We start from the raw sequence: 19,637 nt of genomic DNA on the forward strand, positions 1-19,637 counted from the left end.
TTTTCATTGACGGCGGCGCGCGTCGGTGGCAGATCAGGTGATGCGACCAACCTCCGCCTCCCGACTGCGCGCTCGCGTCCGTGCCGCCGCAACGACGTGTACGCTGCTCCTGTTGCCTGCCGGCGCGTCCGCGCAATCGAGCGTGGCCCCGCCGGCGCGCTTCGCCGACCCTGAGCGCCTTGCCCGCATCCAGCGCGCGGTGCCACGCATCGACAGCCTCATGCGGGCGTTCATGGACCGCAATCGTGTCCCGGGCATCGCGTACGGCATCGTGGTCGACGGTCGTCTGCAACACGTCGCAGCGATGGGGTTGCGCGAGGTGCCTTCGCGTGCCGCCGTCGACACCAGCACGGTGTTTCGCATCGCGTCCATGACGAAGAGCTTCACGGCTGTGGCCATCCTGCAGCTGCGCGACGCCGGCAAACTGTCGCTGGATGACCCAGCCGAGAAGTACGTGCCGGAGTTGCGCACCCTCAAGTATCCGACCACCGATGCCCCGCGCATCACGGTGCGTCACCTGATGTCGCACTCGGCGGGTTTTCCCGAAGACAATCCCTGGGGCGATCAGCAGCTCGACCGCACCGATGCCGAGCTCGGACAGATGATCCGACAGGGCATTCCGCTCTCGAACGTGCCGGGCGTGGCGTACGAGTATTCCAACTACGGATTTGCCATTCTCGGACGCATCGTGCAGAACGTGTCCGGACAGCCGTACGCCACCTACATTCGCGACAAGGTGCTGCGTCCGCTGGGCATGACGTCCACCACCATGCAGTCCCGCGATGTGCCTGCCGCGCGCCTCGCACACGGGTATCGCCTGCAGGATGGCCAGTGGCTGGAAGAAGCGCCGCTTCCCGACGGGTCCTTTGGCGCGATGGGCGGCATGCTCACCTCCAGCGCAGACCTGAGCCGATGGGTGGGCCTTATGCTGAGCGCGTGGCCGGCGCGCGATGGCGCGGAGTCACCGGTACTCAAGCGTTCGTCGCTGCGGGAGATGCAGCAGTCGTGGCGTTTTGCCGGCAGCAGCGCGGTCCTGCAGGGCGGCAACATCAACCTGTCCACCGGTGGCTACGGATTCGGTCTCCGCATCACGCAGAACTGCCTGTTCAATCACATCGTCGCGCACTCCGGTGGCCTGCCGGGCTTTGGCTCCCAGATGCGCTGGCTCCCTGAGCATGGCGTCGGCATCGTGGCGCTTGGCAATCTCACGTACACGGGGTGGGGACCGCCCATCGACCAGGCGCTGGAGGTGCTGGCGGAGGCGGGAAGTCTCGTTCCGCGAGCCGTGCAGCCGTCACCGGTACTGGCCGACATGCACGCCAAGGCCATCCGTCTCGTGCAGCGTTGGGAGCAGCCGCTCGCCGACAGCGTGGCGGCGATGAACCTGTTTCGCGATGAATCCGCACCACGCCGCGCCGCCGAGATTGCACGCTTGGTGAATGCGGCCGGGGGCAACTGCCAGCCGGAGGGCGCGATGTGGGTGGAGAACGCGTTGCGCGGTGTCTGGAAGATGCGCTGTGCCAATGGCGCGCTACAGGTGGGCATCACACTCGCCCCCACAGAGCCGGCCCGCATCCAGCAATTCACCGTGATGAGCATTCCGGTCGATCGACAGGCCGTGCCCGGACCGGTGTGCCGCAAGCAGTAGCACACGAAGTGACATGACAAAGCCCCCGTCGCCTGCATGTGGTGCAGTGCGGCGGGGGCTTTGTGCATCGCAGGTATTCAGCGGAGCACGGGCTCGGTCTCGAACCGCTCGGCAAATCCCGCAATGATGGGGCGGGCCTTGGCAATCGTGGCCTGCACCGCGGGCAGCTTGAGCGATGCCAGATGCTGCTCCTGTGTGTCCCACACCTCGGTGATCCAGATGCCGTTGGGATCCTTGGGGTCGCGCGCGACCACATAGCTCACGCACCCGGGCATGTCGCCGGTGCCCTCGAGCATCAGGTCGATCAACGCGTCGCGCTGGCCGTCCACCGACAACATCCTGCCGATCAGTCCGTACATCGTGTGCTCCGATGGTTCGAGTGCGTGGTCCAGCAGGAAGGGAATCAGTCGGCAAACAGCATGTCGCTGCGCGGCGGATCCCAGGGCGGAATCCACGCACGCGTCAGTGTACAATCATGCGGCCAGCCGGGGAGGGTCACAGTCGCAAACCCGTTGCCCACGCCGTAGCGCGCATCGGAAATCGTGAGCGTGCCGTTGGCATCCTCGGCCCACACCGGCGTGCGCATGAAGCGCAGTGCCCCAACAAACTCGCAGCGCTCGTCGGCCAACGCGACCATCTCCGAGCGCGGCACCGCCCAGGTGCGGCGCCAGCGCACCGCAGCACTCGAGTCAAAGGGCACGAGTGTGGTGGACGCCCGGAGTACCTCCAGCGGGTCCCCCTGCAGGCGTGCCGCCGGATAGGCCCGCTGACAATCTTCCACCGTGCGAGCCGACGGAAACGGTGCAACGACGGCAGTGGTCAGGCGATAGAACTGCCCGTCCGTACTCACCGCCATCGCCGACCAACAAGTCGGGTCACCGGCCGATGGCGTGAGCACCACATCCTTGAGAGTACCAGCCACCGCAGCTCCGGTCATCGTCGGTGCCTTGGTGTTGAGCACGCGCTCGGCGATCGATGCCTCGGCGGAGCGTGATGCCGCAAAGAACACGAGCGTCACGGTGGCCCAGGCTGCCACACCTGTGGCCGTGCGCACATTGTTGCTGAACATGCGTTGCGCGAGCACCCACAGCACGGCGAACACGGTGAGCGCCATTGCCACGGGCCGCGCCACTTCGCCGATACGCCATGCGGCCGCAAGAATGATCACCAGCAACAGCGCGAGAATGAGACGGCCCGCCATCGCCCGCGGACGCCAGAGCAGCGCCGGAATGGCCGCCACCCAGAGCCATGGCTCGACGATGAATACCGCGTCGCCGTAGTACCAATGATCGTCCAGCGGCCAGAACGGATGCACACCGTAGCTGTTGGTAAAATCCAGCAGGATGTGCGACAGCGTGCCCACCATGGCGAGCACCAACAACGGTGTGGCGCCGTGCGTGGCGAACCACTGCTGTTCGCCCGGATCTGGGGAACGACGATACCACCAGCGCGCGGCCATCCAGATGAGCACCGCCCCGATCAGTGCCCACAGAATCGTGTGGGTGTGCCCACGGTGGTGCAGCAGATATCCCAACGGGCCCATGCGCAGCGGCGAGCCGGCGTACAGCACATCGATGTCGGGCAGCTCGGCGGCCGTAATGCCCAGCACCACAGCGGCCCGACGGAATCGGTCGGGCACCGTGGTACGCGTGCGCTTCGTCACCAGGGAGATGGTGGCATCGGCCAGCAACATGCCGGCCAGCGCGTGAGTGACGTTGTCCAAGTTCTGGCGAAGTCGGGTAAGTGGTCACGGTATGATAGCGATCTGCCCACCACTCGGCACTCGCCCGTAGCCGCCGCTGGACACCATGCGGGCAACATCCGAGTATCAGTGCACCATGAACGACTTCGACATCTACCGCTCCACCCTCACGGGTCACTGCTACCGTATGCTTGGCTCCATCACCGATGCCGAGGACGCGGTGCAGGAAACCATGCTGCGGGCGTGGAAAGCCCGGGAACGTTTCGACGGTCGTTCGGCGGTGCCCACCTGGCTGCATCGCATCGCGACCAACGTGTGCCTTGATGCGCTGGCCGACCGCGCTCCGCGCGTCATGCCCACCGACGAAGGGCCGCGCGGCAGTCTCACATCGGAGCTGCGCAAGCAGCCCCGCACTCACTGGCTGGAGCCCATTCCTGATCTGGCCAGCATGCCGGCCGACAGCGACCCGCACGAAGACGCCGTGATGCGGGAAAGCATTCGACTGGCGTTTGTCGCCGCGTTGCAGCACCTGCCACCACGTCAGCGCGCAGCACTGTTGCTCACGCAGGTACTCAACTGGTCGGCCGCCGAAGTGGCCGAATCGCTCGACATGTCCACCGCCGCGGTGAACAGCGCCCTGCAGCGCGCGCGTGCCACGTTGGCCGAACGGCGCGCCGCGGAGCAGCTCGATCGCATCGTGGCACTCTCGAGTGGCAGCGCGGCCGCCACGCAGGCATTGAGTGCAGAACAGCGACAGCTCGTCGATCAGTTCACGGATGCGTTCACGGCGTATGATGTGCCGCGCCTCACCACGCTGCTGCGCGAAGACGCCACACTCTGCATGCCACCCTTCGATCTGTGGCTGGAAGGCCACGCCGACATCAGCAGCTGGATGCTGGGGCCGGGTGCGGGGTGCCGCGGCTCGAAACTGGTGCCCACCTGGGCGTCAGGGGCGCCGGCCTTTGCGCAGTATCGGGACGGGGGCGCCACGCCCTGGGCGCTGATCGTGCTCGAGCTCGACGGCGACCGCATCAAGGGCCTGACCTACTTCCTGGACGTGGAGACGCTGTTTCCACGGTTCGGCCTGCCGATGCGCCTGGATTGACCATGTCACGGCTGACCATTTCACATCGGATTCAGCGGCACCGATGATTTTTGGCGGGAGGTGGAGTCAAAGGGGTGTCCTTCACTTTGGAGCCTTGCATGTCCTTCGCCTCCCACGCCACGCCGGCCCGTCCCCTTGCTCCCCTTCGCCTCTGGGGCGCGCGGATCATGCAGGGCATCGTGGTCCTGTTTCTCGCCTTTGACGGCATCTACAAGCTCATTGCCTCGCCCGAGGCGGCGGACGCCACGGTGCAGCTGGGCTATCCCGCCGGCGTGCTCACCTCACTGGGCGCACTGGAAATGGTGCTGCTGCTGATCTACCTCGTGCCCCGGACCGCGCCCATTGGCGCCGTGCTATGGACGGGCTACCTCGGCGGCGCCATCGCCACCCATGTGCGGGTAGGCAATCCGCTGTTCAGCCACGTGCTGTTCCCTATCTACGTGGCCGTGCTCCTCTGGGGCGCGCTCTACCTGCGCGACCGTCGTGTGCAGGCGCTCGTGCAGTCCGCTGGTTCTCACTGAGCTTCGTCAAATCCCACCGATCCCATTTCCGGAGAGCGTGACCCATGGCCTTCGCCCGCATGGTCTTCCCCAACCTGCCCGTGCGCGACCTGCCGCGCACCAAGGCGTTCTTCACCGCGCTGGGGTTCAGCTACAACCCGCAGTTCACTGACGACAACGCGGCTGCACTGATCATCAACGAGACGACCTCGGTGATGCTGCTCAAGGAGGAGTACTTCAAGACCTTCACGACGCGGCCGCTGGGCGACCCGCAAACCCACACCCAGGTGCTGCTCGCGTTGTCCTGTGAGAGCCGGGAGGAGGTGGATCGCATGGTGCAGACGGCGCTGGCGAACGGCGGAAGCCCGGCCATGCCCGCTCAGGATATGGGCTTCATGTACGGGTGGAGCTTCTACGATCCCGAAGGTCACCACTGGGAAGTGTTCTTCATGAATCCCGATTTCGTGATGCCCGCCGCCTGATCGGTTCGGCGCACACACAACGAGGGCCCGGCACGGATTCCCGTGTCGGGCCCTCAGGTATTTCACTCACTGCTATCAGTGGATCGTTCAGTTCACCGCTTCGACAACATCCAAACTCAGCGCAGGGCCGCGTGCAGCGGATGCGCCCCAACCAGTGATGCGACAATGACAACAAGGAGCGCAATCGACATGGTGAGCACCCGCTGACGGCGACGACGCCGCGCGTTCTGCTTCGCCAACTGCATCGGCGAGGCAGTGAGACGCGTACCCGTACGGGCCGCCATCTCGCGTGTGGACGTCGGCAGAGGCCGCATCATGGGCCTCATCACCGGGAGCTCTGTCGAGCGCATTGAGGAACGTGTGGTATACGACATGATTGCACTTTTTCGAATCTATGACTTCAGGAAGTCTCCCCTGTGGAGCCCTCCGCGCCTTCCTTACGATCAACGGCGCGCCGGGTTTCTCCATTCGGGCAGGTATTTCAGATACTCACCCACGTAACGTCCTGTCACAAACGACAGCAGCCCGACCGAATCCGGTCAGGCTGTCATCGTGATTGTGCATTGTGACTGCGCGCTCCGCTTCACGGCGCACTCGCGCCGGCCTGCTCCCGCCACCTCTCGGCATGCAGCACCGCCAAGTCGCGGGTCCTGCCCCCCGCACCGCTCATTGACGGGGGTCGTTCACCACACCGGCAAAAAGGATCGTGCCGCTCAGGCGTTCGCGGATGAAGAACACGAACGGCCGGTTGAACTGGTAGCTGGGTGGCATCGAGACCACGACTGCGCCCACGACGGTCACGGCCGCTGCACGTGATCCACGCTCGTCTACTTCGAGCGCCACAGCATGCCGCACGAACTTCAGCTTCGTCGGTTCATTGACGAGCCGCGGAAACTCGGCGGCGGCAGTAAAGGCGCGGGGCATGCCCATGTTCTGGAGATCGGGCGCAAGCTCCAGAATTCCTTGCACTTTGAAGCGCGGCAGGAAGATCATGGAGCGATTGTCCGCCTGACGGAGCCCGCGCACGATCGTGGCATACTCCGCCGAATCGAGGCGCGCCGCCAATGCTGTGGCCGTTCCGGTCGCCGGTGCCACCACCACCATGCTGTAGGCGCCGTTGCCATACAACATTTCGGCCGCCATCAGATTCTGATTCTGGAAGGCGCTGAATCCACCCTCGCGCTGCATCATCGGATGCGAGATCTGCGCCCCCGATGAGAGCATGAACGGCATGGATGCGGTCTTGGCCGGATCGAACTTGTCACGCCAGGTGCCGGAGAAGTACACCGCATTCGCCAGCAGCATCGCCAGATCAGCGGGCGGCTCATCCTGCAGCACGCGCGGAATCATGCCGTCGGTATGACGGTTGCCCCACACATTCACCGAATCGTACATGATCTGTGGCGTGGCCAACGACTGCGCCGGTGCATCGAAGAACGTGCGCGCCTCGCGCAGAAAGCCCGTATCGATCACCATCGGACGACGCACCCACAGTCCATTGGCGATGCGAATGGTCGTGGACTTGTCGAGCGAGGGCAGCATCGTGCGCAAATCGCGATACGCCGCATTGGTCTCAGCGCGCGTGCGCGTACCCCAGCCCAGCGTCCGGTTCATCTCGGACAGCGTCTCGCCGCTGGCCCCGTTCATCGTCATGCCCAGTGCAAACGACACACTCAGCGGCGACAACAGTACGTTGCCCGTGCGCGTGGATGCCGTCGTGCGCAGCAGGTGCAGTGCGAAACGGTTGTTGGCCTGAATGCCTTCCTGCTCCACCGCGGTCAGGGCACGCGGTAGCGCGGTCAATGAATCAGCCGGCGTGCCGGCATCTCCTGGTCCGGTGCCTTCGCTACAGGCTGCGAGCAGCAACGCTCCCATGAGCGCGCTGCGAGAGAGCAATTTGGCCATGGCGGGATCTGGTCGGGGTGGGAGGTCCGTCTCTCGCCCTACCTCATGTTCGCCTGTACCCGTCACATCGACATGCGACGTGCGTCACACTTATCGGTCCGTTCGTTCAGCAGCCGTGTGTGCAACCGGCTACCGTATCGGCCGCTCAGTCGCAGCCTTCGACCAATTCCCGAACACCATCAAAGCAGCGCAAGCAGACTCAACTACCAATCGCGCTTGTGCCCTCGAAAACCGACGCGCCGGTTGACCACGCGGCGCTCGTCCAGCGTCATGCCCGACCAGCGAGCAATCTCGTCACGCGAGCGACCGCAGCCGTAGCATCGATCGTCGAGATCCAGTCGGCACACCTTGATGCACGGCGACTCCGCCGTCCAGTCCGTCATATCTCCGCCATCTGTCATGCGGGGAATTTATCATCATGAGTTCCCCGTCCTTCCAGACCCGCCCTTTCGAATCGTTCGATGCCGTGGAATCCGCAGAGCCAAGAGTGGACGAGCAACCGCGCCATCCTCCTCGTGCACGGCATCGGCAACGCCGCGCCGGGTGACTACAAGGAGCTGCTCGATCGCGTGAAGGCCGCACTCGGCCCCGCCGCGCACGACACGGTCATCTACCAACTGTGGTATGACCAGATCAACGACTGGGTGAAGAACAAGCTGCAGGTGGGATCACTGCTGCAGCAGGCAGTCGACACGCTCTCCACGTCCATCAACGATCCCGAGATCGGCGAGACCATGGCCGAAGTCATCGGCGATGTGCTGTGGCCCGTGCTCGTGGCCGAAGCGCGTGCGGCCGTACGCGATGCATTTCTCGCGCAGGTCAAGCGCATGCTGCTCGATGCCGAAGCGTCCAATATCGATCCGCTCGACCGCAAGATCTCCATCATCTGCCACTCGCTCGGCTGCTTCCACACCTACGAAGCGCTGCATCATGCCGCCGTGATGGGCACGCACGCGCTGCGCCCGGGCTCCGAAGGCGTAGTCTTCGAGAACGTGATCTTCATGGCGTCGCCGGTGCAGCTCATTCGCACCGTGGCCGATCGCATGGGACCGCTCGTGCCAAACCGCCGCTGGCTGTACTCCGTGAAAGGTGATGCGTTGTCCATTCCCAACGAGCCGCTCATGCTCGGCGGCGTCACCAACTCGGTGAACCGCTGGATCTCCATCACCGGTTCACTCGATCCCGTGGGTGGGCATTTCTTTCGCCGCCGCGCGGACTGGGGCTACATGAACGTGAATGGGCAGTTCGCGGCCCTCGTCGATGATCAGCAGTTGCTTGGCATCGATTCCCCGGCCGCGTTGCTGGACACCTTCCTCGCCTCTCGCCGGCCCGATGCCCCGCCGTTGTATGGCATGAGCAATCCGCACAGCTGGGAAGGCTACGTGGACCGCCACGCCGAGAAGCTTCGTGAGTGGCTGACATGAAACGGGGCCCCACCGCTTCACCTGCCGCACGCGGCATGCTGGCCATCACCGCCGTTGCATTCATGGCCAGCACTGCGCCGCTCGGTGCCCAGCCGCCGGCAGACTCCAGCGCCCGAGCTGCCCTGGCCACCCGCTTCGCGCGGCAAACCATCGACTCTCTGGTACGTGCACTGGCGACGGCCGATTCGTTGCTCAACCTGCCGCTGCTCCACGCCAAGGTGCAGGACGTCTCGTCGCGCCTCACGCGCCCCGAGATCGCCGCCCAACCGCTGCAGGCATTGGTCGCCGAACGGGCTCGCTTCTCCGATGTCGCGCGACGTCGGGTACGAGCGCTCACCGCGGCCGAAGCGGCGGCCATCGACACCCTCGCGGCGCTGGCCGAGCAGTCAGTGCGGCGACCCTTGGCCGGTGCGGTGGGCGCCACCCGTACGCGCGAACTGTTCGTGCCGGTGGACGCGTTCAATTCGGCGCGTCGTCAGCAGTCGCTGGCCGAAAGCCTTGAACGACTGCGTCGCTTCGAACGCAAATACGGCCCCGACGCACCCACCCGGAACATCGCGGAGGTGGGGCTCAACTACGCCGCGCAGTGGCTGCCAGTCTTCGGCCCGCGCCCCGATGAATCGCCATCGCGTCTCGAACTCTCTGCCGCGTACGTGCCTACTTGGATCAGCATGCCACGGAAGGGCACGCGCAGTGACGCCGTGAGTGTGGCCGAGGCGGGCCTGCGGGTCTACATCTGGCGGCCAGGCTGGGGTGGCCAGGAGGGAGGCGTGCTGCGCCCGGGCCATGTCACCGTCGGCGCACTGGTGGCCGGTGAGGGGGACGGAGCACTCGAATCGCCATTTCGGGGGCGGTCGCGCCTGGGCGGCTATGTGGCTTGGGGCAATGCCAAGGTCGGGTTCATCGGCGGACGGGATTCCCGAATTCTGGTCACCCGGAAGGTGCAGCTGATACCTTGGACGTTCTGAGCGCGTAACGCCGTATCCGACGGTCCCGTCACGTGTTACGAGCCGCCCTGTGGCGGCCTCGAGAGGAGCTGCGCATACTCAAAGGGAATGCGATCTCTCTTCCTTTTGCTCGGCGCGCTATGCGCCCTCTCCGCATGTCGTGGTGACGCGCCGCAGCGCGGCCTCGAGGGATTGTCGTGGGGTGTGCCGGTGGCCTTGTCCACCGGCGGCGGTATGGAGTGCCGCCAGCTCGTGTTTGCCGATACCGCCCTCGGCACCCAGAACGACTGCGGCGCGTCGGCGCGCACCGATGATTCCATCGCCACTCGGCGACTCACCGCCATCGCCGTCTCGCTGAACGAACAGACGGCAGCGGCCCGGAGCGCGGACTCCGTCGACGTGGCGCGCGATGTCGCACACACCCGCGCGCTTATTGACCTGTGGTATGGCACACGGAACGACACCGTGCTGGCACGAGCGATCACTGCATTGCGCGAGGCATCCGGGGAAGCGGGTGCCACAGCCGCCATGCACTCTGACCTCGCCGCCGCGCTGCTGCTGCGCTACCAGCGCGGTGGAGACGGACTGGACCTGCTCACCGCGCTCGACGCGGCCGAACAAGCGTTGATCCTCGACCCCTCCTCGGCGCCCGCGGCATGGAACAGCGCGCTGGCATCGACATGGATCGGATTGCATCGCGCGCAAGAATCGGCATGGGCGCGGTACGAGCGCCTGAGTGGCAAGACCAGGCCCCATGTCGATCTCGGCGAAAACGCCTTCGCACAAAATGCAAAAGCGAATGCACGCAGCGGGCGTTGGTTCGATTTCACGCGCGAGTATGTGTGGCGTACGGTGGGGCCGGATTGGGGGCGCGCCCACCTGGCCGGTGATTCTGCCGGTACGACTCGTGCTCTCGCGGAACTGGACACGATCGCGCAGAACAGCCGCGATCCCGATCGGCACCATTCTCCACGTGCGGTGTTGGTTGTGCTGCAAAACACGAAGGACGCCACCGCCCGTCGTGAGCTTGCCGAGGCGTTCATCGCGTACGCCGACTACTGGATCGCCTTCTATCAAGGCGACTACACGAAGGTCGACTCAGCATTGGTGCGGGTGCAATCAGCAAACGCATTTGCCAGGGCGTTTCCGGCCTGGACCTGGTATCTCAAACCCTTGCTGGCGGTGCAGCGTGGGGCGCCGGCTGACGCCCGACGCATTCTGGATGAGGAAGCTCCACGATTTGCGACGGTGGAATACCCATGGGTGCAACGACGCGTCGCGTGGCTGGACGCACTCGTAAAGCTCACCACTCGGGAGCATGCCGCGGCGCGCGATGTGTTCATCGCGTTGGAGCAGGAGTGTCTCGAAACGCGCGATGAAGAGTGCGCCGTTGCCGTGCCGGCGATGCGTGTCGGGGCCGAGAACACCCTGGGAGACAAACGCACCGCGGTCCTGGCCGGACTGAGAAGTGCACGCCGAGCATCGGTGCAGCCGATCACGGGACGTACCCTGAGTGCATATGGACAATTGCAGCGCAGCGTGGAGTTCAATCGCCTGACGAACGCTGCGGCGGCCATGAGCGAAGAGTCGGAGTCGTTGGCGGAATACCTGCAACGGACAGTGTCGCGACTCGAACAGGCCAATCGCCGAGCCCAGGAAGCCACGCTGCGAGTGGCCTTCGCACCACCGAGCAAGAGAAAGGGAGCGATTGAGATCGCGGCAGCCGCAGTTGACCACTTCGCCGACGTGATGAAGACGGTTCCCCAGGCGACGCAACGCGAGTTTCTCAATCACCTGCGCCTGCGCAGAGCAGAGATCGCCTTTCTGCGTGACACGCGGTCACCTGGTGACATCGCCCGCTCCCTCGATTCGGCGCTCGCGCTCGAACGCGTGGTCTCCAACGCCAACCGACTGACGCAGATTCGGCAGCTGCACGCGCGTGCCCGCCTGTTGGCCGGCGACACAGTCGGTGCGGTGGTCGAGCTGGACAGCGCACTGGTCGAGTATCGGGCGCGCGGTCCGCGGGATATCACCGTGTTCGCGGAAGGACGACTGCTGACCATGGTGCGCGAGAGCCGTGAGTATCTGGCGCGCGCACTGCTCAAACAGGGACGTTCGTCAGCCGCCCTCGCGGTGTTGAGCGGACTCGCCCTTGCCGATTCGACGCGCTATGCACGCCCATTGCCGGCGAGTCTGTGGCTCGGAGTGCGACAGCTCGGCGACTCCGTGTTGCTGTTTACGCGCGCGTCATCAGCGGGTGCCGGAGCGAACGCCCTGCGCGTCCAGGTGGCTCCGGCTCGCACATCCGAGTTACTGGCGCTCATCGACCGCACCGATCCAGTCGCGTTGTCCGCCATGCATGATGCGTTGGTGGCGCCATGGCGTTCGGCTTCTCAGGCGGGGGCAGCACCCGACACCGGCGCGACACTGCTACTCGATGTGCAGGGAGTGGCCACGAGAGTGCCTTGGCCCGCGCTGCGTTCGGCCCGGCAGGGAAATGACGGGCGGTATCTCTTGGAAGACTTCGCGATGGCCATTGCACCAACTGGCCATACCCCACGCGAGTCCGTGCCAATGGTTCGTCGCTCCGCCATGCCCACGACGCTCATCATCGATGCGGCACCTCGGGCCGGTGCGGCACGCCTACCCGGGGCAGTGCGCGAAATCGACGCCGTCAGCAGGACATGGGGTCAGAGCGGACGTGTGGTGTCCACCGCGGCTGGAGCGAATCTGCAGCAGGCGATGCAGGGCACCCGCATCGTGCACTTCGCCGGTCACGCCATCATCGATGACGTGATCCCCGAACAATCGGCACTGCGTATCCCCACCCCTACGGGCGATTCGCTGCTGCGCGCCAGTGTACTGAGCCAGTATCAACTGACCGGCGTGGAGTTGATCATCCTGGCCGCGTGCGACACCCGTGTTGCAAGTGTTACGCCAACCAGTGGCCTTGAGTCATTGGCCGGTGTGTTGCATCGCGCTGGTGTGGGCAATGTCATCGCCGCCGGCTGGCCGGTTGATGACGATGCCACCGCGCTGCTGATGCAACGGTTGCATGAGGCCCTGCGCGCCGGCCTGCCTCCCGCGGCAGCGCTGCGACGCGCACAACTCGAGATGCGGCGTGACCCGGATCCGGCACGCAACACACCATTCGTGTGGTCCGCCTTTCAGCTACTGGTACGAGGAGAGTAACGACATGAGCGTCATGACCGTGTTCCACCAGGGACTCGGAGTCTGGATGAACCGTGGATCCCACTGGGAACTGATGTTCCCGGTTGCAGAGCATGCCAAGACCCCCGAAGGGCGGTGGATCGCCCCGCACGACCCTTCCCTGTACATCGACGGCGCCTACACCGAAGACGGCAAGCCTGTGTATTGGGATCTGCGCAACTGGAGCCTCGATCTCCGGAAGGCCACACACGCCCAGCCCAAGTCGACGGTGGCCCAGTCATTTCTGATCGGATTGCGTCCCGAAGCCGGCTCGCCGGTCACGCGCAAAGCACCGTTTGTGGAGTGCCCCGAAGCCGTGAACGGCGTGGTGCAGTTCACGCCGGGCACGCTGTCGCCAGGCGCCTATCCGTTGGTGGGTCCTGCGTGCTGTGGCACGGAGATGGACATGTTGCTCACCTATCGCGAGGCCTGGAGTGCACCGCTCGTCAGCGACACCGTGAGCATTTCCCGCACTCTGCGCGATGGCAGTGAGCAGGAGTCGATCACGCTGCGTGGCGACGCCACGCGCAATGGCGCGATCACGTTGGTCATTCAGGTGTTGTCGCTGGCCGATCGCATGGGGCAGAAGCCGACGGAAAGCCGCTCGGACGATGACTTCGCGGCCAACTACCTGTTGACGCACCGTCCGGATTCCCCGGCTCCCACCCCGGTGCCGCAGTTCATGCCGCGCACCGTGGCGCCGCACCAGATCACGCTTGGTGAGGTACACACTCTGGGTTATTCGGAAGACTCCCTCTGTGCCGGTGCGTTCGTCGACGGCGACATCTGAGTCTGACGCATAGCAAAAAAGCCGCCCGGATCTTCGAGGATCCGGGCGGCTTTTTTTGTTGCAATGGGTCAGTGGCCGAGTCGCGCCAGCAGGGAGTCGAGCGTCGCGACGGTGGCAGAGCTGGGAGCCGGACCGTTCAGAGCACCCGTCTCGTGCAGCCGTGCGAGATGACGCGCCACTTCGGTATCTGATGCCGAGTCGGTAGCGAGGAGGGCGGTCAGGCGATCGGACGCGATGTCGATGCGCACATGCGCCAACGCCAGCATCGCACCGGCGTCGAACGCGCGGCCGTCGACCAGCGCGCGCACCTGCTGGAAGAGTTCGAAGAGCGACTGGGCATTCTGGGTGGAATCCAGCGCCGCGGCAAACGGACTGCTGCCCGGTAACTGCCCGAGCAACGCTTTCATGTCTTCGCGGTAGATGCGCTCGTTCGTCGCATCACCGGCTCGCGACGCCTGCAGGGTAGCAGATGCCAACGCTCCGAGTCGCACCGCCACCGCGCGAGATGGCAGTTCATTCGTGGCCGCACGCACTCGCGTCCACCGGGCGAGTGCCGGAGAGACACTCAACGATCCGCCGGAGACACCCATCGCAGCAGGCGGCTCCACCATCGCCAGCGTGAGCACCGGCGGTGTGGCGATGGACATCTGCGAATGGGTCCAGTACGACAAACCGGCCACGCCGAGCATCACGGCCGCCGCGGCCATGGTCCAGCGCCACCGCTGCACCCTCGGCGCAAATGGCAACATGGTGGCGTCTTCGTCATGTAGCGGTCGCGAAGCCGTCGTGGCATCAGGTACCTGATCCACCTGCTCCGCGGCCATGACCAGCACATCACGCCATTCCGGATCCTGCGACAGTCGAGCCAGCAGTGCGGTGCGCGCTGCGGGCGACAACCGCCCGTCGATCAGCGCTGCCACCTGCTCCGCATCGGACATCATTCGAGCATCAGACCCTTCGCTCACCCAGGCTCCTCGTAGGACACGCGACGTGCTTCATTGGCTTCCACACATGCTGACGGACGGCCGGGAAAAGTTTCCCTCCGCTGTTCCTGAAAAGATCACTGATCCGCGCGAGAAAGCAGTTCGCCCGCGTCCTCGGCCGTTATACCGTCGGCCTCCAGTGTGCGACGGAGTGTCACCATGAGCCGGTCCAGTCGGCGATACAGCGGTTTTTGCTCAATGCGCAGCGCGCGGGCGATCTGTGCGACGGTATGACCATCGAGGAATCGCATCGTCACCAGCATGCGATCTTCCTCCTCGAGCGCAGCGAGCGCATCCTTGAGGGCCGAACTGAACCGTTCCTCTGCCGACAGGTTATCCTGCGAGGTCAGTCCCGAATCGGCCAGCTCGCGGGCCCCGCTGTGCACATCCCGCGCATCCAGCTCCGACACCAGCCTGGGTCGCATTGGCGGGCGTGGGGGAAGCTGACGAGCCAGCGCGCGCAGCTCTCGCTCTGAATAGCCATGTCCGCCTTCGGTCATCAGCTGTGCGACCGCTTCGTCCACTGACGAACCCATGCGGGTGATCAATCGCTCCATCAGGATCGCCACCGGTCCCGCACGAACCGCCGCCGCCGTCGGGCGCCAGCGTCCGTCCCGGGCCACGATCTGGTCCTGCAGCCAACGGGTGATCACCACCGTCAGGTACGTCCCCACTGACGCTTCGCCACGATGCTGCCGCAGGGCAGCGTAGTCCGTTTCCACGAACCGCGCCCGCACGACCGAGACAAAATCGTCTGCGTCTGCTCCCGTCAGCCGTCTGGCACGCGCCAGCGAGCCGGCGATCCGATCGATCGTCGGCAAGAGTTCCAGGAACTGGGACTCGTACAGGGACGGTTGGCTCATGACGTTGCCATGGTCTCGCCAATGTACCCAGCGCGCCGGGAAAACGAAGCAGCCCGTCCGTCCGATGATTGGCGAGAGCGCCTGAAGCATGAATTTCGCGGTCTGCCCGCACTCAATCGCGGGCCGACGCACCCAATGATGACAATGATTGATTGACCATCTTTTTTCGCCGGCGGTACGTTGGTGCCATGCGCGTACCATTCGCTGTCCCCACCAACAGGCTCAGCAGGCTCGCCCTTGCTGCCCTCTGCGCCACCGGATTCGCTGGCGTCGCCATCGCCTTCACTGCCTTCGCCCCGGCATCGGCTCAGGCGCAGGCCAGTCAGACCACCATTCGGCCGACAACGCCAAGATCCGCGCCCACCGCCCCGCTGATCGCTCCGGATTCGCTCTTTCCGTACCATCCGGGCGTGGACGTCGCGCACTACGATTTCGGGATCACGCTCCCAGAAAGCGGACGGGAGTTTCAGGGCACGGCCACGCTCACCGTCAATCGCCGCCGGACCGTCGACACGCTGCGACTCGATCTCAAAGCCGCCATGCTCGTCGACTCGGTCCTGGTGGGTACTCGCTCCCGCCCTTTTCGGCGTGACGCCGAACGGGTGCACATCCCGCTCACCGGCGCCGATGGCACCCACTTGACCGTGACCGTGCGATGGCATGGCACACCTGACGATGGACTCATCATCACCGAAAGCGACAAGCCGCCCGCCGCCGAACGGGGATGGCGCGCCTTCGGAGACAATTGGCCCGATCGCGCCCGCCATTGGCTGCCCACCGTCGACCATCCCAGCGACAAAGCCACCGTGAAGTGGACGGTCATCGCACCGTCTTCGCTCGCTGTCGTGGCCAATGGCACGCAAACTGCCCACGCCTCCCTGTCGTCACGGCAGGGCTACTCCGCCTGGCAATTCACCATGCGTCAGCCCATCCCCACCTACCTCATGGTGATCGGTGCGGCGCGCATGCAGGAGACAGCACTCGGTCCGACTGCCTGCGGGAGCGGCATCGATGGCGCCTGCGTTCCGCAGTCCGTGTGGACGTTCCCCGAAGAAACGAGTTACGTGCCCGGCCCGTTCACCGAGGCCGGGCGCGTCGTGCAGGAGTTCGCGAAAACCGCCACCAGCTTCCCATTTGAGCGGCTGGCCCACGTGCAGTCGTCCACGCGCTTTGGCGGCATGGAGAACGCCACGGTCATCTTCTACGCCGACAATGCGTTCCGCCGGCACAGCATGGGCATCGGGCTCATCGCGCACGAAACCGCGCATCAATGGTTCGGCAATGCTGTCTCACCGCGACGCTGGGAGGACGTGTGGCTGTCCGAGGGTTTCGCCACGTACTGGACCGCGCTTTACCTGCGCGCTGCCCGCAGCGACAGCGCGTATCACGCGGAACTGCGCAACATGCGCTCGACGGTACTCGCGTCGAAGATCTCCGCCGAACGACCGGTGGTGGACACCGTGGGTGCCACGTCGCCAATGCGATTGCTCAACAGCAACAGCTACCAGAAGGGCGGTTTCGTTTTGCGGATGCTCCACGGCGCGCTCGGTGACTCGGTGTTCTTTGCCGGTGTTCGTGAATATCAGCGGCGCTTCCGCCACGGCACGGCCACCACGCGCGAGTTGCAACACATTCTCGAACGACACGCCGGCCGCTCGCTCGAGCCGTTCTTCACACAGTGGCTGCACCGCCCGGGCTTCGCGGAACTCACCGTCAAGTGGCGCTACGACAGCACCTCGCGCACGCTCGAAGCCACCGTGTCGCAAGGTGCGCGATTCGCGCCATTTGCCCTGCCACTGGTGCTGCAACTGCGTGATGCAACCGGCGCCACGCAACGCGTGACGCTCAACCTGCAGGCCACGTCGACGCAGATATTGCGGATGCCGCTCCATCTCATTGGAACTCCCGTGACATTGGACGCCGATCCCGACGTGGCCATACTGGGCGAGATTCGCGTGGAACCACAAACGCCCTGAATGCACAACGGGCGACGCCTCAGAGGAGACGTCGCCCGTGTTCACCGCAGTACAGCGGTGCGTGCAGTGATTACATCGCCAGCGCGCGCAGATCCTGCAGCGACTTCTTCAGCATGTCGACCTTGGCGCCGTCGCAACCACGCGCGCCTTCCGCGTCGGTCACGGCCTTGTTCAGCGCGTCATTGCGCGCCGCGCCATTGGCCTTTTCCGCAGCGGAGATCTGCGAACGCAACGCGCTCACCGTGCTGGCCGAGCAACCCTTGCGCTCGAGCTGATCGGTGAAGGCCTTGGCCAGCGAGAAGCTGGGCGGCCACACGATCTTCGGCTGGCCCTGTGCGTTTAGCTGGTCCCACTTCACCGTCTTCGCGGCATCGATCTCGTTCTGCGAAATGTACTGGCTCGGCACCAGGTCCACGACGTCCATACCACGCGCGATTTCCGAGCTCACGATGCTGCCGTTGTACCAGTACACCGACCACGAACCGCCCGACACCATGCGCGTGCTGTCCACCGGGCCACGGTCGAACGACGCAATTTCCTTCGGCTTCGTGGGATCGGTCCAGTCGAACACCGAGATGCCGCCCTGATACCAGGCCTGCACCATCACGTCGCGACCCGGGATCGGGATCAGCGAGCCATTGTGCGCGACGCAGTTTTCGTTCGAAGTCTGGTAGGTCGGGATCTTGTAGTAGCTCTGGAACACCAGCTTCTTGTTCACGATCTTGAAGATCGCGTTGGCGCCCCACTCGGCCTTGTCACCGGCGCGGCACTTCGGCGAGCTGCCACCGCCCCACTCGTCGCTGAACAGCATGGCCGTGCCATCGTTGTTGAACGTGGCCGAGTGCCAGTAAGCGAAGTTCGAGTCGGCCACGGCGTCGAGACGCACCGGCGCGACCGGGTTGCTGATATCGAGCAGCAGGCCATGGCCTTCACACGCGCCACCGGCCAGGCCGAGCGACGGGTACACCGTGATATCGTGACACTGCGAGCGCTCGCTGATCGCGCCCGTGCCAGCGCCGGCACCCGCCGCGTTGGCGAACATGCGGTTCAGCGCGTTCTGCACCAGCGGACGTGCGGCGGCCGTGTCGGCCGCGTTCGGCGTGGTCGCGCCGCGCGCCTTGGCAATGCTGTCGAGCATCGGCCGCACGATCTGCGGCGGCACGATCTGATCGAGACCCGACTGCGGGTTCTTCGCGATGAAACCGCCACGCGTGCGCGCGTCGGCCAACTGCTTGGCCGCCGCTTCCTTGTCCGCGTCGGAGAGACCGTGACGCGGGTTGTCGGACAGACCGGCGAAGATGTTCGCACGGCCAACCACTGCGGCCTGAGCCGGGTTGGCGAGCGGCACCTTGATGATCTCGATACGCAGGCGCGAGGAATTCGGATCGGAGCTCGTCGCGTCCGCGCAGCCTTCCAGCTCACCCGGCGAGCGGATGCCCGACGAACCGGAGACGTAGATGTAGAGGTTTTCCTTGTCCTTCGGGTCTTCGAGCACCGTGTGCGTGTGCGAACCGCGGCACGTCTGCACGTTGGCGACGAGCTTCGGCTCACGGATGTTGCTGATGTCGAAGATGCGCACGCCACGCATGCGCTCCTTGCTCACCGGCTGCGACACGCCACCGGGCTTGCAGTCGATGCGGCCGTTCTGCGCTTCGGCCGACATGAACATCAGGTTCTTGTACACCGACACGTCGTTCTGCGACGCCGGGCACTCGTAGGCCACGACCAGCTGCGGGCTGGACGGATTGCTGATGTCCCACACCACCGGGCCGTTGTAGTTGCCCTGAATGACGTAGTTGCCCGTGAACGCAAGGTCGGAGTTGGTGATGCCGAGGAAACCCTTCGGCGACACCGCCTTCGCCAGGACCTTCATGTTCGAGGTGTACTCGGCGGCGTCGAGCAGGCCGGCCTTCAGGTTGTTGCGCGGATCGGTGGCCGGCGAGGCCCCCGTGTTCGGCTTGGCCTTGGCGCAGGCCGTCAGCGCGACGAGCGCGGCGCCCGCCATGGCGGCGCGGGAGGAGAACGGAAACATGAACCGTGGGGTGAATGTGGAAGACGACAACACCTGATGAACCAGCGAGCTACCGGCGACGCTGCTACTG

Annotated in this window: 17 protein-coding genes; 9 read left to right on the forward strand and 8 right to left on the reverse strand. The window is 65.0% G+C overall.

Features of this window, described 5'->3' with window-relative positions; translation table 11 throughout:
* Positions 1 to 40: 40 nt before the first annotated feature.
* Positions 41 to 1,648 (forward strand): serine hydrolase domain-containing protein, encoded by a 1,608-nt coding sequence (locus VGE27_RS01495; RefSeq protein ID WP_331047857.1) that lies wholly within the window; start codon positions 41 to 43, stop codon positions 1,646 to 1,648.
* Positions 1,649 to 1,725: 77 nt separating this feature from the next.
* Here the strand turns inward: VGE27_RS01495 and VGE27_RS01500 are convergent, their stop codons facing one another.
* Positions 1,726 to 2,007: a putative quinol monooxygenase gene (locus VGE27_RS01500; protein ID WP_331047858.1), complete on the reverse strand. Its 282-nt coding sequence runs from the start codon at positions 2,005 to 2,007 to the stop codon at positions 1,726 to 1,728.
* Between the two features lie 44 nt (positions 2,008 to 2,051).
* On the reverse strand, positions 2,052 to 3,371 hold the full coding sequence (locus VGE27_RS01505) for a metal-dependent hydrolase (RefSeq protein ID WP_331047859.1): 1,320 nt from the start codon (positions 3,369 to 3,371) through the stop codon (positions 2,052 to 2,054).
* An 85-nt stretch (positions 3,372 to 3,456) separates the two neighbouring features.
* On the opposite strand from VGE27_RS01505, the gene VGE27_RS01510 reads away from it, so the two are divergent.
* From VGE27_RS01510 to VGE27_RS01520, 3 genes are all read left to right on the forward strand, one after another.
* Complete coding sequence (locus VGE27_RS01510) at positions 3,457 to 4,455, forward strand: sigma-70 family RNA polymerase sigma factor (protein ID WP_331047860.1); 999 nt, start codon at positions 3,457 to 3,459, stop codon at positions 4,453 to 4,455.
* 98 nt (positions 4,456 to 4,553) lie between these two features.
* A complete protein-coding gene (locus VGE27_RS01515) occupies positions 4,554 to 4,976 on the forward strand; it encodes a DoxX family protein (protein ID WP_331047861.1) in 423 nt (140 codons plus the stop codon).
* Between the two features lie 44 nt (positions 4,977 to 5,020).
* Positions 5,021 to 5,437: a VOC family protein gene (locus VGE27_RS01520; RefSeq protein WP_331047862.1), complete on the forward strand. Its 417-nt coding sequence runs from the start codon at positions 5,021 to 5,023 to the stop codon at positions 5,435 to 5,437.
* Positions 5,438 to 5,553: 116 nt separating this feature from the next.
* Here VGE27_RS01520 and VGE27_RS01525 read toward each other — a convergent pair whose 3' ends face one another.
* From VGE27_RS01525 to VGE27_RS01535, 3 genes are all read right to left on the reverse strand, one after another.
* A complete protein-coding gene (locus VGE27_RS01525) occupies positions 5,554 to 5,754 on the reverse strand; it encodes a hypothetical protein (RefSeq protein WP_331047863.1) in 201 nt (66 codons plus the stop codon).
* A gap of 349 nt (positions 5,755 to 6,103) precedes the next feature.
* Positions 6,104 to 7,342 carry a serpin family protein gene (locus VGE27_RS01530; RefSeq protein WP_331047864.1) on the reverse strand — a complete coding sequence of 413 codons (1,239 nt, stop codon included), beginning with the start codon at positions 7,340 to 7,342 and terminating at the stop codon, positions 6,104 to 6,106.
* A 203-nt stretch (positions 7,343 to 7,545) separates the two neighbouring features.
* Positions 7,546 to 7,743 carry a DUF1289 domain-containing protein gene (locus VGE27_RS01535; protein WP_331047865.1) on the reverse strand — a complete coding sequence of 66 codons (198 nt, stop codon included), beginning with the start codon at positions 7,741 to 7,743 and terminating at the stop codon, positions 7,546 to 7,548.
* 60 nt (positions 7,744 to 7,803) lie between these two features.
* Between VGE27_RS01535 and VGE27_RS01540 the strand changes: the two genes are divergently transcribed.
* The 4 genes from VGE27_RS01540 to VGE27_RS01555 all read left to right on the forward strand — a co-directional run bounded on the left by VGE27_RS01540 (position 7,804) and on the right by VGE27_RS01555 (position 13,713).
* On the forward strand, positions 7,804 to 8,766 hold the full coding sequence (locus VGE27_RS01540) for a hypothetical protein (RefSeq protein ID WP_331047866.1): 963 nt from the start codon (positions 7,804 to 7,806) through the stop codon (positions 8,764 to 8,766).
* Positions 8,763 to 9,734, forward strand: coding sequence for a hypothetical protein (locus tag VGE27_RS01545; protein ID WP_331047867.1), 972 nt, complete (start codon positions 8,763 to 8,765; stop codon positions 9,732 to 9,734). Before VGE27_RS01540 ends, VGE27_RS01545 begins: the two co-directional genes overlap by 4 nt.
* Before the next feature lie 87 nt (positions 9,735 to 9,821).
* Complete coding sequence (locus tag VGE27_RS01550; protein WP_331047868.1) at positions 9,822 to 12,905, forward strand: CHAT domain-containing protein; 3,084 nt, start codon at positions 9,822 to 9,824, stop codon at positions 12,903 to 12,905.
* 4 nt (positions 12,906 to 12,909) lie between these two features.
* The gene (locus VGE27_RS01555) at positions 12,910 to 13,713 is read left to right on the forward strand and encodes a hypothetical protein (protein WP_331047869.1); all 804 of its coding nucleotides are present in this window, start codon (positions 12,910 to 12,912) and stop codon (positions 13,711 to 13,713) included.
* Between the two features lie 68 nt (positions 13,714 to 13,781).
* Here VGE27_RS01555 and VGE27_RS01560 read toward each other — a convergent pair whose 3' ends face one another.
* Both VGE27_RS01560 and VGE27_RS01565 read right to left on the reverse strand, forming a co-directional pair.
* Positions 13,782 to 14,678, reverse strand: coding sequence for a hypothetical protein (locus VGE27_RS01560; protein WP_331047870.1), 897 nt, complete (start codon positions 14,676 to 14,678; stop codon positions 13,782 to 13,784).
* 95 nt (positions 14,679 to 14,773) lie between these two features.
* Entirely contained in the window at positions 14,774 to 15,559 is a 786-nt protein-coding gene (locus tag VGE27_RS01565) for a sigma-70 family RNA polymerase sigma factor (RefSeq protein WP_331047871.1), read from the reverse strand.
* A gap of 188 nt (positions 15,560 to 15,747) precedes the next feature.
* Here VGE27_RS01565 and VGE27_RS01570 point away from each other — a divergent pair, with 188 nt between their 5' ends.
* Complete coding sequence (locus VGE27_RS01570) at positions 15,748 to 17,535, forward strand: M1 family metallopeptidase (RefSeq protein ID WP_331047872.1); 1,788 nt, start codon at positions 15,748 to 15,750, stop codon at positions 17,533 to 17,535.
* A 70-nt stretch (positions 17,536 to 17,605) separates the two neighbouring features.
* Here VGE27_RS01570 and VGE27_RS01575 read toward each other — a convergent pair whose 3' ends face one another.
* Positions 17,606 to 19,567, reverse strand: coding sequence for a hypothetical protein (locus tag VGE27_RS01575; RefSeq protein ID WP_331047873.1), 1,962 nt, complete (start codon positions 19,565 to 19,567; stop codon positions 17,606 to 17,608).
* Positions 19,568 to 19,637: the final 70 nt, after the last annotated feature.

The sequence above is a fragment of the Gemmatimonas sp. genome, assembly GCF_036405635.1.
Classification (GTDB): Bacteria; Gemmatimonadota; Gemmatimonadetes; order Gemmatimonadales; family Gemmatimonadaceae; genus Gemmatimonas.